This is a genomic window from Limnohabitans sp. TS-CS-82, assembly GCF_002943475.1.
In genome coordinates this window covers 1-15,423 of the sequence record NZ_PTQX01000016.1, presented here as the reverse complement: position 1 = coordinate 15,423, position 15,423 = coordinate 1, and the positions used below count along the sequence as shown (strand labels likewise).

General features: G+C 55.7%; 16 protein-coding genes. 4 read left to right on the top strand and 12 right to left on the bottom strand.

Annotated features, from left to right (window positions below; genetic code table 11):
- The first annotated feature begins 60 nt into the window (after positions 1-60).
- A complete protein-coding gene (locus C5F52_RS24115; RefSeq protein ID WP_104800917.1) occupies positions 61-1,296 on the top strand; it encodes a Tm-1-like ATP-binding domain-containing protein in 1,236 nt (411 codons plus the stop codon).
- A 67-nt stretch (positions 1,297-1,363) separates the two neighbouring features.
- On the top strand, positions 1,364-2,239 hold the full coding sequence (locus C5F52_RS24110; RefSeq protein WP_104800916.1) for an amidohydrolase family protein: 876 nt from the start codon (positions 1,364-1,366) through the stop codon (positions 2,237-2,239).
- Between the two features lie 30 nt (positions 2,240-2,269).
- Here C5F52_RS24110 and C5F52_RS24105 read toward each other — a convergent pair whose 3' ends face one another.
- Genes C5F52_RS24105 through C5F52_RS24070 form a run of 8 tightly spaced genes read right to left on the bottom strand, consistent with a single transcriptional unit; the run spans position 2,270 to position 9,971 of the window.
- Positions 2,270-3,532: an amidase gene (locus C5F52_RS24105; protein ID WP_104800915.1), complete on the bottom strand. Its 1,263-nt coding sequence runs from the start codon at positions 3,530-3,532 to the stop codon at positions 2,270-2,272.
- Positions 3,532-4,563, bottom strand: coding sequence for a branched-chain amino acid ABC transporter permease (locus C5F52_RS24100; RefSeq protein WP_104800914.1), 1,032 nt, complete (start codon positions 4,561-4,563; stop codon positions 3,532-3,534). Before C5F52_RS24100 ends, C5F52_RS24105 begins: the two co-directional genes overlap by 1 nt.
- 5 nt (positions 4,564-4,568) lie before the next feature.
- Positions 4,569-5,474 carry a branched-chain amino acid ABC transporter permease gene (locus C5F52_RS24095; RefSeq protein ID WP_104800913.1) on the bottom strand — a complete coding sequence of 302 codons (906 nt, stop codon included), beginning with the start codon at positions 5,472-5,474 and terminating at the stop codon, positions 4,569-4,571.
- Positions 5,471-6,226 (bottom strand): ABC transporter ATP-binding protein, encoded by a 756-nt coding sequence (locus C5F52_RS24090; RefSeq protein ID WP_104800912.1) that lies wholly within the window; start codon positions 6,224-6,226, stop codon positions 5,471-5,473. Before C5F52_RS24090 ends, C5F52_RS24095 begins: the two co-directional genes overlap by 4 nt.
- Positions 6,223-6,978: an ABC transporter ATP-binding protein gene (locus C5F52_RS24085; RefSeq protein WP_236657997.1), complete on the bottom strand. Its 756-nt coding sequence runs from the start codon at positions 6,976-6,978 to the stop codon at positions 6,223-6,225. The genes C5F52_RS24090 and C5F52_RS24085 overlap by 4 nt, the downstream gene beginning before the upstream one ends.
- Positions 6,975-8,303: an ABC transporter substrate-binding protein gene (locus C5F52_RS24080; RefSeq protein ID WP_104800910.1), complete on the bottom strand. Its 1,329-nt coding sequence runs from the start codon at positions 8,301-8,303 to the stop codon at positions 6,975-6,977. The genes C5F52_RS24085 and C5F52_RS24080 overlap by 4 nt, the downstream gene beginning before the upstream one ends.
- Positions 8,304-8,344: 41 nt before the next feature.
- Positions 8,345-9,118 (bottom strand): SDR family NAD(P)-dependent oxidoreductase, encoded by a 774-nt coding sequence (locus C5F52_RS24075; protein WP_161499760.1) that lies wholly within the window; start codon positions 9,116-9,118, stop codon positions 8,345-8,347.
- 52 nt (positions 9,119-9,170) lie between these two features.
- Positions 9,171-9,971, bottom strand: a complete 801-nt coding sequence (locus tag C5F52_RS24070; protein ID WP_104800908.1) for an SDR family NAD(P)-dependent oxidoreductase — start codon at positions 9,969-9,971, stop codon at positions 9,171-9,173.
- 303 nt (positions 9,972-10,274) lie between these two features.
- Here C5F52_RS24070 and C5F52_RS24065 point away from each other — a divergent pair, with 303 nt between their 5' ends.
- Together C5F52_RS24065 and C5F52_RS24060 are read left to right on the top strand one after the other, a co-directional pair.
- Positions 10,275-11,261, top strand: a complete 987-nt coding sequence (locus tag C5F52_RS24065) for an NADPH:quinone reductase (protein WP_104801051.1) — start codon at positions 10,275-10,277, stop codon at positions 11,259-11,261.
- Between the two features lie 362 nt (positions 11,262-11,623).
- On the top strand, positions 11,624-12,472 hold the full coding sequence (locus C5F52_RS24060; protein WP_104800907.1) for an FRG domain-containing protein: 849 nt from the start codon (positions 11,624-11,626) through the stop codon (positions 12,470-12,472).
- A gap of 48 nt (positions 12,473-12,520) precedes the next feature.
- Here the strand turns inward: C5F52_RS24060 and C5F52_RS24055 are convergent, their stop codons facing one another.
- Genes C5F52_RS24055 through C5F52_RS24040 form a run of 4 tightly spaced genes read right to left on the bottom strand, consistent with a single transcriptional unit; the run spans position 12,521 to position 15,010 of the window.
- Positions 12,521-12,955, bottom strand: a complete 435-nt coding sequence (locus C5F52_RS24055; RefSeq protein ID WP_104800906.1) for a hypothetical protein — start codon at positions 12,953-12,955, stop codon at positions 12,521-12,523.
- Positions 12,952-14,295 (bottom strand): recombinase family protein, encoded by a 1,344-nt coding sequence (locus tag C5F52_RS24050; RefSeq protein ID WP_104800905.1) that lies wholly within the window; start codon positions 14,293-14,295, stop codon positions 12,952-12,954. The genes C5F52_RS24055 and C5F52_RS24050 overlap by 4 nt, the downstream gene beginning before the upstream one ends.
- A complete protein-coding gene (locus C5F52_RS24045; RefSeq protein WP_104800904.1) occupies positions 14,292-14,774 on the bottom strand; it encodes a DUF2924 domain-containing protein in 483 nt (160 codons plus the stop codon). Before C5F52_RS24045 ends, C5F52_RS24050 begins: the two co-directional genes overlap by 4 nt.
- The gene (locus C5F52_RS24040) at positions 14,771-15,010 is read right to left on the bottom strand and encodes a hypothetical protein (protein ID WP_104800903.1); all 240 of its coding nucleotides are present in this window, start codon (positions 15,008-15,010) and stop codon (positions 14,771-14,773) included. The genes C5F52_RS24045 and C5F52_RS24040 overlap by 4 nt, the downstream gene beginning before the upstream one ends.
- Positions 15,011-15,423: the final 413 nt, after the last annotated feature.

The window sequence follows — 15,423 nt, the reverse complement described above, 5'->3', positions numbered from 1 at the left end:
AAGCCGCAATTCGACGGAAACCGCATATTTACTGTGTATCAACACAAGAAGGAGACAAGCATGAGCAATAAACCCAAAGTCCTGATGATCATCACGCTGGACACCAAGGCAGTGGAGGCGAAATTCATTCGCGAGGTATTGGAGTCACAAGGTGTGGACGTGGTCCACCTTGACGCCAGCATCCGCAGGTCGACCGATTCGAGCGTCGAAATTCCACCGGAGGCCATTGCGGCGGCGGCCGGCATGACATTGGAAGAAGTTCGCGACCTGAAGCACGAAGGCAAATGCCAAGGCGTGATGATTGAAGGTTCGGTCAAATGCGCCCTTGAATACCACGCCAAGCACGGCTTGAGCGGCATCATCGGCGTAGGTGGGTCAATGGGCACCGCCCTGGGCACCGTCGTCATGGGCATGTTCCCTTACGGCCTACCCAAAGTCATGGTGTCGACCATGGCTTCAGGTTTCACCAAGCCCTTTATTGGCGCCAAGGACATCAACATGTTCAACCCGGTGTGCGACATCGCCGGCTTGAACAGCATCACGCGTGACGTGTTCCGCAATGCAGCGTTAGCCACCGCAGTCATGGCCAAAAACTATTCTCCGACACGCGTTGAGCCGAAGCCACTGGTGGCGATGACGACGCTCAGTACCATCGACGCCTGCACCGTCAACGTGCGAAAGCAACTGGAAGCCAAGGGCTTCGAAGTGATGGTATTTCACACCTTGGGCACCGGTGGCATGGCTATGGACCAGATCGTAACGGAGCGCGACGTGGTGGCGGTGGTCGATACCTCGCTTGTGGAGATCAACGACTTCCTCAACAACGGCCTGTGCAGTGCCGGGCCAGATCGTGCTAAGGCGGCATTAGCCAAGGGTGTGCCAGTGATCTTTGCGCCTGGCAATGCCGACTTTATGGTGGCCGGCCCGATCGATGTGGCGAAGACCATGTTCCCTAACCACAAATACCACATGCACAACCACGCCTTGACGGCAGTTCGAACCGAGCCAAGCGAACTCAAGGCGCTGGCAAAGCACATGGGTGGTCTGATCGCAGATGCCAAAGGTCCCGTGTCGTTCTTTGTGCCGCTTACCGGCTTCTCACACCACGACAGCCCTGAAGGCCACCTGCACGACCCAGCCATGTGCCCGGTGTTTCTGGATGCCTTGAAGGAGGTATTGCCGAAAACAGTGGTGGCTCGCGAGTTCAACTGCCACATCAACGATGCGCAGTTTGCGGACGCAATCGTCGAGCAGGTACTGGCACATACTCAAAATAGGGCAACTGCCACGGCATGAAGATAATCGGTGCACGCCAAACATCTTGGTGTGCACCGTCTTTTGTCCGCACAATGAGGTAAATCAAATGGACATTGACAATCTGATCGCCATCGACACGCACACCCACCTAGAAGTGTCGTGCCGTAACCCGTTTGACAATTACGGGGAGGAATACGATCGCGCAGCCGACAAGTATTTCCGTTCGAGCAGGCGTCCAACCATGCAAGAAACGCTGGCTTACTACCGAGAGCGCAAGGTCGGATTTGTCAATTTCACGGTAGATGCCGAGGCACAACTGGGCCGTCAGCGTATCAGCAACGAAGAGATCGCGGAAGCAGCCATGGCCAACAGCGACATCATGATCGCGTTTGCAAGTATTGATCCGCACAAAGGCAAGATGGGGGCTCGTGAAGCGAGAAGGCTGATTGAGGACTTCGGTGTGAAGGGCTTCAAGTTCCACCCGACCGTGCAGGGTTTTGAACCACAGGACAAGATGGCTTGGCCAATCTACGAAGTCATCAACGAATACCAACTACCAGCCATCTTTCACAGTGGTCACTCCGGCATTGGATCGGGGATGCGTTGTGGTGGTGGCCTCCGATTGCAGAACTCGAATCCGATGCTGCTGGAGGATGTTGCGATCGCATTTCCCGACATGCAGATCGTCATCGCGCATCCGAGCTGGCCGTGGCAAGACGAGGCAATCTCTTTGGCCATGCACAAGCCCAACATCTGGATCGATCTCTCGGGCTGGAGCCCCAAGTATTTTCCGCCACAGTTGGTGCAGTACGCGAATACCTTGCTCAAAGACCGCATACTGTTTGGCAGCGATTACCCGCTAATTACGCCTGATCGCTGGATGAAAGACTTCGCCGAGGCGGGCTTTAAGCCCGAGGTCCACCCGCTAATTCTCAAAGAAAATGCGATGCGACTGTTGAAGCTTCTACCTAAGGCAAACTAGTTCCTGCCGTAATCGTCGCGGTGCACTGATTCAAGAATCTGTGGCCCACCCCAGGTCTGGCACCCGTCGATGCCAGTCTGTTGCTTGCTGGAAAGCGGAACCAAGTGCCAACAGCCGAGCCTCAGTGCCAGCCCTACCAACGAGTTGTATAGCGACTGGCATTCCGAGGGTATCGAATCCTGCAGGGAGCGTGAGCGCGCAACCACCGACATGATTGACCCAGCGGGTGAACTGCCCCAGCGGAGATCCGCATTCGTCGACGGAGTCGAGAGCAGGTGCGCTGCAATGCACTGTTGGAAGCAGCAGGATCTCACCGGCTTGTAACCAACTCCGGAAACGCTCGCTTGCCTCGACACGGGCACCACGTGCGGCGGCTATCGCGGCTGGGTCCGCCATGCGCGCTTGTTCGAAGCGTCGTTGCAGGTCCGCTCCAAAAGCACTTGGGTCCAGCTCAAATAGCGCGCCGTGAACGGTCCACGCTTCCGCGCCAATCAGTATTCCTGCATCTCGTGTCAGATCCGCCAACGCGAAGGGGGGCGAGCATTTACTGGAATGTAGGCCTAGGCGATTGAAAACATTCACCGCCGCATCGATTGCATGCTGAACAGCTGATTCCACCGGGACCGGAAAGGCTGCATTTTCTAGAACGCGGACCCGACTGTCATGTAAATTTTGCAATGGTGGAAGGCAGGTTGCCGTTAATACCTCGAACAGTTTTGCACAGTCATTTGCGGATTGCGCCATCGGACCAACGCTGTCATACGAAGGAGCCAGTGGAAAAACGCCATCTTCTGGAATCAGTCCGAATGTGGTTTTAAGCCCGGTAATACCGCACAATGCACTAGGCATTCTTATGGATCCCGCCGTGTCACTGCCCAAAGCTGCAGACACCATACGTGCCGCTACTGCAACCGCAGAGCCACTGCTCGATCCACCCGCCACTCGGACAGTGCGGCCATCCCATGGGTTGCGCGGCGTGCCCATAGAGGCGTTGATGCCCCAACCGCCAAACGCCAGTTCGACCATATGGGTATGACCAACGATACATGCCCCGGCATCCAGCAATCGCTTTACGGCGGTGGCGGTTCTTGTCACCCTGCGTACTGTGAACATTGGCGATCCGACGCTTGCAATCTCTCCCGCAAGGTCGAAGCAGTCCTTAATCGCGATGTTCCATCCTTGCAGTGGGCTTTCTGCTACAGAAGGCTGCACGGTCGTGCTAACTCTGACAAACGCGTGCAATGCGTCGTTCAGGGCATCAAAGTCTTCATGGCGCGTTTGTGATGAGGGCATCACTTTGGTGGTTGGTCACCCGTGCCACAGCTCAGACGATAACCCACGGGCAGGAGTTGCAACCCCAGGCGATGCTCTATTTCACCCCAGATGCCGCGCGGCATCAAAAGGGCAAACAACAAAGCAGTTGCGCCGAGGCCAATGAGGTAGGTCACACCAGTGGCACCAAACAGGGTTTCAATGGTGAAAAACAGAACCGCACCGAGGATCGGGCCTTCGTATGTGCCGATGCCACCGACCAGCACCATGAAGATCATGTAGGCCGTCCATTGCACACTAAAGTAGGTCTTGGGCTGAAACGTGATCGAGCTGGCAAGCCACAATGCGCCTGCAGCAGCGCAGCCGAATGCCGACAGCACGAAGATCAAGCGTTTGGAGGACAGTACCCGAACGCCCACCGAGCCGGCGGCTTCTTCGTTGTCGCGGATCGCTTGCGCCGCTGTCCCCATCTTGCCGCGCAACATCACGAAGACCAGCCAGGCCAGGGCGGCCATGGTACCTAAGGCCGCCCAATAGGTGTAGCTGCGACGGTCATCCGCGGCGTAAGCTTGCAACGCGATCAGCGAAGTGCCTGTCTCTCCCTGGACGAGGTTGTCCAGATTGACCAGCAGATGGCACAGTGCGGCCATTACCCACATACCGATTGCAAATTCACCGCCACGCAGTCGAAGCATGAAAGCGGCAATCGGTATGGAAAGCGCGCCGACCAGCGTCGCAGCCATCAGCAGTGCTGGGTAAGGGCTGACCCCCCAGTCGGCCAGACGAATTGCTGCATACGCACCGAGCCCAAAGAACGCCTGATGCCCCACAGATAGCAGACCAGCGTAGCCCGCCAGCGCATTCCACATCAAAGCAAGGATGCCGTAGATGAACAGGGTGGTGAGTCGCTCAACCACGTTGGGCGAGAGGAACAGCGGCCCCGCGACGAGCACGAGCTGGGCGGTGACCACCAGAGATACCGTCGCGATCGATGGAAGTGTCCAGCGCGTGACACGGACGGTGGTAGAGGGTGCGTGTGGAGTAAGGTTCATGGCGTTCAAGCTCGGCCGCGGAATCGGCCAGTGGAAGATCGGATCCAGCGGCGGAGGGTGTCTACGGCATACACCCGTGCAAGCAGCACAGCCAGGAAGACAACATGTCCAGCGATGAGAAAGCCTTGTGGGTGCACTTGTGCACCTATGCTCTGCGCGACCCCCAAAACGATGCCTCCCAAAAGCGTCCCCCATAAGGCCCCGCCACCAATGATCACCGCTTCGAATGCGAAGATCAGCTGGTAGGGGCCGGTATAGGGATCAAACGTGGCTCGCATCGCGAGGAAGGCACCAGCGATCGCCACCGTGGCCATCGCAATTGCGGTTGATGCCGCATAGACTGCACGAGCATCGACTCCAACCAGCTGCGCAGTATCTGGATCGTGAGCGGCAGCGCGAATGCGTCGGCCCAATGCGGTATGCGCCAGTATGAGGTGTAGTCCACCTAGCAGTGCAATGGCGACGACCAATGTGAGGACCGCGAGTTGCCCAACGATGATGCCGCCTGGCAGCGTCCAGCCATCATAGCTAAGCGAATCGATGTAGGGGGCGAGAGAACGTGTGTCAGCATCAAACGCTTGGAACATGGAATTGTCCAACACGCTCGCGAGACCGAAGGTGCTCAACAATGGAATCAGGGCACCTGCACGAGCGCTGCGCTCCAGCACTAGCCGGTGCAGCACCCAACCGATCAGCGCCATCACAGGGATGACTGCAACAAGCCCTAGCAGGGGATGCACTGCAAAGCGTTCTGCCAGCAGAAACAGCATGTACGCCGCCAGCACCGCCAGACTGCCATGCGCCAGATTGATAATGCCCATCACACCAAACATGAATGAGAGACCACACGCCAGTAACGCGTAATAGCCCCCCAGCATCAGGCCTTGGACGAGTTGGTTCAGCCAGATCATGTTGTTCCTGTCGGTTGTGAAGTTAGGCTTGATGTGGGCGTGCGATGGCCGAAGTAATAGGCCATTACTTGCTCGCGTGTCATCTCATCAGACCGCCCGATGGCCACCACTTTGCCTTCGAGCATGCATACGATGCGGTCCGCAACTTGAAATGTACGTTGCAGGTCTTGCTCGACCAGCACGACGGTGGTGCCGTGAGCCGTTCCCTTGCCCATGAGGGTGTTCAATGAGTCATAGACGCCTTGGACTGCCAGCGGCGAGAGGCCGAGGGACACTTCGTCCAGCAACAGCACTCGCGGATTCGTCATCAACGCACGGCCAATGGCCACGGCCTGTTGCTGACCTCCCGACAAGGTGCCGGCTGCCGCCTTCAGTTTGGGTTTGAGTTGCGGAAATGCTTCGAGCACAGTTCCTAGATTCCAATTTCCCTCACGCTTGGCGGAAAGCGCCACCAGCAAATTCTCTTGTACCGTCATCGCTGGGAACAGCTTGCGCCCTTCGGGCACGAGTGCAAGCCCCGCCATGACCCGATGATGCGCTGGCAGTGCACTCACATCGACGCCGTCGAAAACGATGCGGCCACCAGTTACTGGATGCACGCCCGCCAGCGTTCGAAGTAGAGTCGTTTTGCCGGCACCGTTGGCGCCGACAAGTGCCAGCGTTTCGCCTTGCTCGATGTCCAGACTAATGCCCTGGACGGCTGTAAGGAGACCGTGTCTGGCTACAAGGCCTTCAATTTTCAGGAGACTCATCGGCCGCCTCCCAGGTAAGCATCCATCACAGTGGCATTGGATAACACCTCATTTGGATCGCCAGCGGCAATTACACGACCAGAATCCATGCATACCAGCCGCTTCGCTACCTGCAGCAGTACATGCACGATGTGCTCGATCCAAACAATGGCGATATCCCGACCATGTAGAACCTTGATGGTCTGCACGAGTTCTGCAGCCTCGCCGTCGGTGAGGCCGCCGCCGATCTCATCCAGCAGCAACACCTGCGGGTTGGTTGCCAGTGCGCGGGTCAACTCCAGCCGCTTTCGGTCCAGCAGGCCGAGTGTCGCGGCACGCCGATTAGCCACCTTAGTCATGCCGCAGAGCTCGATCGCATCTATGCAGCGATCATAGGCTTCGGCTCCGCGGAATCCACCTCCATGGGTTGCGGCGGTGAAGACGTTTTCGAACACCGTCATACCACTGAAGGGCTGCGGGACCTGATGGGTCCGCACGATACCCATCCTGCAACGTCTAGCGGCATCGAGCGATGACACATCATTGCCCTTAAAGTCAATTGATCCGTTTGTCGGGGCTTGCGATCCGGACAAAACACTGAGCAGGGTTGTCTTCCCAGCACCGTTCGGCCCGACGATGCCGATCGCATCGCCGCGCCGAACCTCGAAGTCCACGCCGTCCAGGACGACCAGTGCACCGTACTGCTTGCGCAGTCCCCGTGCAGAAATCAATACATCAGTTGACGACATGGTGTAGCGAACCTGTGCTTTCAAGCGTACGGACGCAGTTTGACCGCCACCGGAACGTTGGCATCTGCTGCATTCTCTGTAATGACATAGTCATACTTGTACTTAGAGCCCGCAGGAGCTTTGACCCACTGCGTGCCAATGAGTGGCGTGGTGCAAGCACCCTGCACGGGTCCCTTGGTGAAGTCGACCTTGCCCACCGTGGTCGTGGTCACCAGCGAACCAAGCGACTTGGCCACACTGGCCTTGTCCTTAGGATTGGTGCTGGCCTTCAAGGCCTCGAAGCCTGCATCAAGCAGAGACATCGAAGCTCCAAGTTGCTGGTTCCATTGTTTGTTCGCAGCCTTCTCATAGCCGTCGGCCAGCTGCATGCTGGATACACCCGTCAAAGGCGATTTGTAAGGGAACGTCTTGTGCCAATAGCAGGCACTTGAGAGATTGAACCCGAGCGGCCCCAATGCCTCGACGCTGGACGGAAACAATCCAGTCTTGGCGACTTGGACAATCTTCATGGTTTTCGTGAGTCCTTGCTGGGCAGCCTGCCGCCAGAAAGTGGCGAAATCTGGCGGGATAGGGAAGGTATTGAAGATGTCGCACTTCTCGGCCTTGAATTTTGCAATTTGAGCTGAGAAATCGGTGGTGCCTGTCTCGTAGGGGCCTGCATCAACGATGGTGAAGCCCGCTTTCTGCAATGCAGGTGCCAGACTGGCGCGAATGGCGTTGCCATCGGCATCATTTGGGTAGAGTGCGGCCACTTTTTTATTGGTGGAGAGCTGACTCCATTGCGAGGTGTAGCTCTTGACGAATTCACCCACGCCGAACGAGAAGTGGAAAGTCCATTTGAATGGTGATGGCTCGCCGGGTTTAGCACCGCGTCCGAAGTACCATGCTTCCCATGGTGTCACGGTTGATAGACAAGGAACGCCTGCACCTTCGCAAGCGTCTGCAACCGGGTTCACGGTCTCGGGGGCCGATGTCACCAAGATGAGATCAACCTTATCGGAGTTAATCAGCGTCTTTGCCAATTGGCTCGCACGGGCCGGATCAGATTGCGTGTCGCGATCCAGAATCTCGACTGCGTATCTCTTTCCGCCCACGGTCAGTCCGTCTTTCAACGATTTACGGGCCAATTCGAGCACATAGCCATCGGCCTCGCCGAAGCTTGCCAAAGCACCGGTTCGCGGGCTGATGAAACCGACACGAATAGTGTTGGCGCCATCGGCACCCTGGGCGAAGATGGAAGCAGGGTTCAGCAGAACCAACCCCACTGCGCCACCGGCACCCAGCACGGTACGCCGTGAGGGCAGCGGCTGGCTGCTTGTGTCTGCGGAATTTTTGTCAGCTACATTCATGTTTGTCTCCTAGGGTTTGAGGGAAAGAACTATCTCGGGATCTACTTGGCCATGCAGCCACCATCGGTGACTAACATCAATCCGGTTGTGAAACTCGAAGCGTTTGAGGCGAGGTACAACGCCGTGCCCTTGATCTCGCTGGCGTCGGCGACGCGCCCCATCGGCGTGAATGCGGTGATCGCGGCTACGAATTCAGGATCGTCGTAGGCGCCTGCTGCCAATCGGGTGCGAAAGAAACCAGGGCATATTGCGTTCACCTGAATGTTTTGCGTTGCGTATTCAAGTGCTAGTTCGCGCGTCAGGTTGACCACTGCGCCTTTCGCCGCGTTGTAGGCGGGAATGGGTGCAACGCTCGATGCGCCAGCCAAGCCCCACATTGAAGCAATGTTTATCAGTTTCCCGCTTTGTTGGCGCACCATGATCTTCAGAGCTTCACGGTCGGTGTAGAAAACACCTTGCAAATTGACCGCCATCACCGCATTCCAGTTATCCGTTGGATAGTCATGCAGCGACTGCGGGACGAGATCTGCAATACCGGCGTTGGCGAATACGATATCGACACGACCAAATGCCTTGTCTGCGGTCTGGAAAAGACTCGCCACATCACTTTCCCGCGTTACATCGCACCGAATACTGAGTGCCTTGCGTCCGAATGCCTCGACGCGCGCAGCGGTCGCTTCATTCCTTGCCGTGTCGATGTCAGCACACACAACATCGGCACCCGCCTCTGCCATCGCTTCGGCAAACTGGTAGCCGAGGCCGTTGCCCGCACCCGTGATGACGGCAACTTTGCCGCTCAAGTCGAACATTTTCATGACATGCATGGTGTTGATTCCCTGGTTCATTGACCGCGTTCGTGGTGCGAATTCAGCTGACTGTCATCGCACCGTCGGCGACGAGTTCCGCACCTGACATCCAGCGCGACAGATCAGAGGCAAGGAACAGGGCCAGATTGGCGATGTCACTCGGCAGACCGGTGATGCCCAAAGGATGTGCAGCCTTCATTTGTGTGTAGGCGTCGTCGCGATCCTTGAACATGCCCAAACTTACAAAATCGTTGAGCAACTTCTCGCCCATCTCGGTTTCCACCAAGCCCGGGTGGATGGAATTCACTCGAATGCCGTAACCGAGTCGACCGAATTCGACAGCTGCCGCTTTGGTCAACAAACGCACCGCGCCTTTGGACGCAGAGTACACGCCCAAACCAGGCGTGCCAATCAGGCCGGCCACCGACGACAGATTGATGATGCTTCCGCCCTTGCCAGCACGACCGCCTGGTTTCATAGCACGTACCGCATGTTTGTGACCGATTAGCACACCCGTCACGTTCACGGAGAGGAGCTTCTGAATGTCAGCGACAGTAATGTTTTCGAGAAAGCAGGTTTGCTCGATCCCGGCATTGTTGACCAGGATGTCTAGGCCGCCGAAGTTGTCCAGCGCGGCGTTGATGAACGCGATCCATTGATCTTCATTGGAGGTGTCGTGCACCACAAATTTGGCCTGGCCGCCAGCGTCGCGAATCTGCTGGGCGACTTGCTCACCGCGCTCGGCTTGCACATCACCCAAAACAACCCTTGCCCCTGCCATCGCCAAGGCACGAGCCACCTCTGCACCAATGCCGCCCGCAGCGCCAGTTACGGCTGCAACTTTGCCATTCAAATCAATCATTACGTCTCCATCGCGCCGACCGGTGGAAATAACAGTTCCCACTTCGATGTACAAGCGTCATTTTTTTCCGCGACCCGATACGTGGCCTTGGATTTGTGTGAATGATGTGTTCCCGCGCATTCGAAGCTGTAGCCATCTCTAACAACATTTCACTGAGTGAAAACATAAAATTACGCGGGTAAATCCTTATAGAAGACGCTGAGAACAGCAAATTAGATATGGTTTGCAGTCTCATGATTTGCCAGCATTTACGCGTCCGTTACAGTGTCGTTTTGAGTGCAGTCAAAGCGAATGGAGCCTGTGATGAAAGCTGCTTTTTATGAACAGACCGGACCCGCGGATCAAGTGCTTCTCGTGGAAAATTGGCCAGACTTCCAGCCAGCCACCGGTGAGGTATCGGTTCGTTTGCAGTGGTCTGGTCTGAACCCTTCTGACGTGAAGGCACGCTCGGGAGTGCGCGGACCAACAATGCCATTTCCGCGCGTCATTCCTCACAGCGACGGTATGGGGGTGATCGATGCAGTCGGTGCGGGTGTTGATCCAGCGCGAATCGGTGAGCGGGTCTGGCTTTGGAACGCTGGCTGGGCTCGGCCTTTCGGAACTGCTGCCGAGTTGGTGTGTTTGCCCGAGCAGCAGGCGGTCGCCCTGCCAGCTAATGTGCCTGGTGAAGTTGGTGCTTGCCTGGGTATTCCCGCTCTAACGGCTCTGCACGCTGTATTGACGGATGGTGGCGTTGAAGGTCAACGTGTTCTTGTCGCAGGGGGAGCGGGTGCGGTGGGGCACTACGCTGTACAGTTTTGCCGCTTGATGGGCGCGAGCCAGGTCATCACCACAGTCAGCTCACCAGAGAAAGCTGCATTGGCGCTTACCGCTGGTGCCGATTTGGCCATCAACTACCGAACTGAATCCGTCGTACAACGGATATTGGAGGAAACGCTGGGTGCTGGTGTTGATCGCGTGATCGAAATGGACATTGCAGCGAATGCTGCCATCGACATGGACGTCGTGCGGCCGGATGGTCAATGGGTGGTGTATGGAAGTGGAACAAGGCAGTTCACATTGCCGTTTTTTCCGATGATTTCGCGTAACTTTGGCGTTCGTTTTTTTATTGTCTACAACTTGAGCGATTCGGCCCGCCACCGTGCCATCGAAATCTTGACTGATTTTTTGCTGCAAGATGCGCTCCAGCACAACATTGGTCTGAAACTCCCCTTGGCTTCAATTGCTGAGGCGCATCAGGCAGTTGAAAGCGGAGCTGTAACTGGAAACGTTGTTTTATCTATTGGTTAATTTGCAGTGAGTAATCTTGGATGACTGAACTCGGCCATCATGCGATGTCACGCATGCGTAGTGAGGTTCCCGTCATTCGGACCTTCGTGTCCTGCTTTCGTGGACGCGTGAATGACTGCTTTCAGGCGACAAATTGAACTGACACAACACCCGCTTTGGGTCGGTTGGCGACGATCAATGATGAGTAACCCTGTTCGTCTTATCCCGGATGCAGGAAGGTCGGACCTCATACTGTCCTTCGGTATATTGGCTCACTGGCGAGTTTGCCACTCAAAAACCAGCGCATACTTGCTAAATAAGCGAGTCTGACAGGCCAAATCCAAAAACCTCGCAGCTATTCGTTAGGTATTCGAAATACGACCATGCCATTAAAAAAATTGAACATTCGCGGCGCAGCGGCAATCACTACTGCGGGAGGTCAAGTTGTATTCCCAGTCAAAGATACGCACACTCTTATTCAAGCCGCTGGTTATCTAAAGCACGTACGTGGGCAGCAGAACTCAGAGCTAGTGTTCTTTCGTGGTGAATCAAAAATTTATCCAACCTTGCCACCAACCGCTTTCCGGGGAATAACTACAAAGAGGGGGCAGTCAAGTGCCGTTCAACGTATAAATAAGGCAATCACTCATTTCTCCAGACCTCTAGCGGCCACAGAATCATATGCACATGAAGCTCTGCTCCAGCACTACGGTCTAAAAACCACTTGGATTGACCTTGTTGACAATATTTGGGTCGCGCTTTGGTTTGCATGTCACCAAGCACGCTCAGCTGGGCCTTGCGGAGAGTACCTTCACTTCGAGCGCCGGGTTCCTCGCACAGATGTCACCGGAAAGGCATATGTCTTACTGGTAGGGGCGGATGCCGTTGCCCCCGACCCTGCTAAACCTGGACTATACGTTGGCCGTAATACTGAACTTATTGACCTAAGAGTCGCCGCACCTTCGGTGTTTGTAAGGCCACATGCCCAGCATGGATTACTAATGCGCATGAAAGGAAACCAAACACAACGTCCAACCGATTATTCACCACAAATACGCGGCGTTCTGGAGATTGATTTATCGGATGCACTTGAATGGCTTGGCAACAGTACTGCACTCAGTACGCATAGTTTATTTCCTCCGCCAGCCTACGATAATGGCTACAGCACTCTGCTGCAGGCCTATTTTCCCGGAGAAAAAAATGTTGGCTGCATACAGCATATCGGGGCGTAGCGTATCTGGTCGGTCAAGCGGACGCGTACATTGGACGTTGAAACCCTTTCAGGTGACTCGCCCGGGTATGAACTGTTCGTGCCACAGATCGGGTAGCGCATTGCGTGTGAACCACATCATGCTGACCTGCTGAGGCTGTTTCCCTTCAAGGATGTCCATCACCAATGCTGGATCAAGCAACGTCAGTCTCAGCAGTTCATTGACTGTGCTCGGGTCAAGCCCTTCCAGTTGGGCAATTTCTGACCCACTGCGGACCTCGCCCGCATCTAAGAGTCGTTGCCAGTAGTGGGCCCGAGCGAGCCCATGGAACAGGGCAATTTGGTTGCTCTTGTTCATACACTCGCCACTCATGTGACCTTCAGCAGTTTCAGGAGCCATCACCACGGTTTTGATACCTGGGCGGCGCTTGAGCTTGAAGGGGGTGCGCGTGGTGAGCCGAAAATTGTCACCGCTAATGTCGTCGCTGGTGGTCGTTTCGCTCATGCGGGCATCTCCATTTCCAATAACTCTGCGCCGACTGTTTTGGGCTTCATGGTCTCCAGCAGAGGTATCCAGTTATCTGTGCGCCAGCTGACTTCAACCGTATCGTCCTCATGCAGCGTGATCCGTTCCACCAGGCTTCGGATGATGTGACTTTTCACCTGATCAAAGTAGTTGTCCCAGATCTTTGCTGTGCGCTGCAAGATGAGCACGACCGCCTGCGGTTCTGCAATGCCAGGGTTGATGGACTGAATGCGGTGCCAGTATTGGGTGAGCATCGTGCCCGAGCGCAGGAAATCCAGAACCTGCTTGGTCACCTCTTGTTCGAGGGGTTCTGCCGGTTGGTTCGGAATGCTGCTCTGGCTTGCACCTTCGTGCATCTTCTTGTTGTGCACGTAGTACCGATAGACCTTCCCAGATTTCTTTTGTGTGGCCATTGGCAGATACAGGTCACCACCAGGACTGTAGATCAGGCCACGCAACAGAAACTCGGTGCGCGCCTTCATGGCCCAGGTGGCCTGGTTCTTGGCCTCGCTGGTGCGCGCCATCAGTTGTTGCACGCAGTCCCATTTGGCCTGGTCAACCAATGGCTGATGGGCCCCAGCGTAAAACTGTCCCTTGTGGGAAATCATGCCGAGATACACCCGGTTTTTCAGGATTTTGTGAAGTGATTGCTTGCAAAAGTGTCGTCCTGATTTCGTCAAGCGGTTCTGCTGTTTCATTTGCTGGACCATGAGCGTGGTGGAGCCTGTGCTGACATATGTGTCAAAGATCCAGTTCACGGTTTCTGACTCTTGCGGGTCAATCAGCAGCTGGCGGTCTTCAACCCGATAGCCCAACGGCACCACACCCCCCATCCACAAACCTTTGCGCTTGGAGGCTGCAATCTTGTCGCGGATGCGCTCGCCGGTCACTTCGCGCTCGAACTGAGCAAATGACAGCAGCATGTTGAGCATCAGGCGCCCGGTTGATGTGGCTGAGTTGATCTGCTGGGTCACCGAGCTGAAGCTGACCTGGTGCTTGTCAAAGACCTCCACCATCTTGGCGAAGTCAGCCAGGGAGCGGGAGAGACGGTCAATTTTGTAGACCACCACCATGTCCACCTTGCCTGCCTTGATGTCAGCCATCAAGCGCTTGAGACCTGGGCGCTCCATATTCCCGCCCGAGTAGCCCGGATCCTCGTAGGTGTCCTGTACTGGGACCCAGCCCTCATTGCGTTGGCTGATGACATGGGACAAGCCAGATTCGCGTTGTGCATCGATGGAGTTGAACGATTGGTCCAGTCGTTCGTCAGAGGAAACGCGACAGTAGACCGCACACCGTTTGGGAGTCATCATGCTCATGCTCCCTCCTTGGCTTTGAGGCCGAAGAAGGCAGGTCCTGACCACTGTGTGCCGGTGATGGTCTTGGCGATCGCCGACAGGCTTCCGTAGATCTGCCGGTTGTATTCGTAGCGGCCGTCTGCCAGCACCTCAACCCGGTATTCCTTGCCATCGAATTCCCGCACCAAAGTCGCGCCGGGCATGGCCACCGCCTTGAGTGGCTTTTTGCTCTTGATCTTGGAGAGCTGCTGACCGTAGTCGGCCAACCTTTCTCGGGCGGGCTGGGGCAAGGTGCCAAAGGCTAACTCTTGAAATCGGTGTGACAGACGAGCGGTCATGAATTTGCGGTTGGGATGAATTGGACGGCGCGGAAAGTGCACATCCCAGACCTTCCAGAGATCAGGCATCTTTAAGGCATCGAGGGCTAAAACCTTGTTCTGGATGGCATTAAGTTGATCGAGGCTGCGCTGCTCGCGCGGGGTGATGGATCGTGTTTTCATGGGTGAACTCCTTGTTCTATAGACGGGTTCACATTCACGCTCTGCCAGGCATGGAAGTCCACGAACTCGTCCAGCTCAGTGGCGTAAACCTGACTGCTGTGTGCTTCGCTCAGCATTTGGTGTTGACTGACAGCACCTTGAGCCATCAGTTCGCCGATCTGCGACAGGGAGAGAAATCCGCTCTTTTCGGAGCGCTTGCCGAGGTGGCTTGTGGAGGGGTTCAGGTGATCTGTCATGGGTAGGGGATTTGGTGAAAAAACCGTCCACAAATCGTATGAGTGAGCCCCTCCAGAGGTAACGTGTTTTGGCGGGCCAATGGGGGTCACGAGCTGGAATCCCGCATAAATCCTGGACTTTTAGAGCCGGTATCAGCAGCCAAGCGGCTTGCATGAGTGCTTTTGACAAACCTGTAAAAAGCTGTATATTTATCCAGCAATCCGGCAAAACTCATCCCAAGTCCCAGGTCTTCAGATCAGGGGCTGAGACTGTTGAATTGCATCCAATAGTGAGCCACTAAACCTAGGTATTTGCATCCAAATTTGACCCACGTAGTCAAACTGTCCTGCTCAGCATTGAGCAGGAGGCACAGGAGTGATCAACGTGGCGTTATTAAGTGTGATCAGGCGGTGGCACCTGAGAGATGGAATGA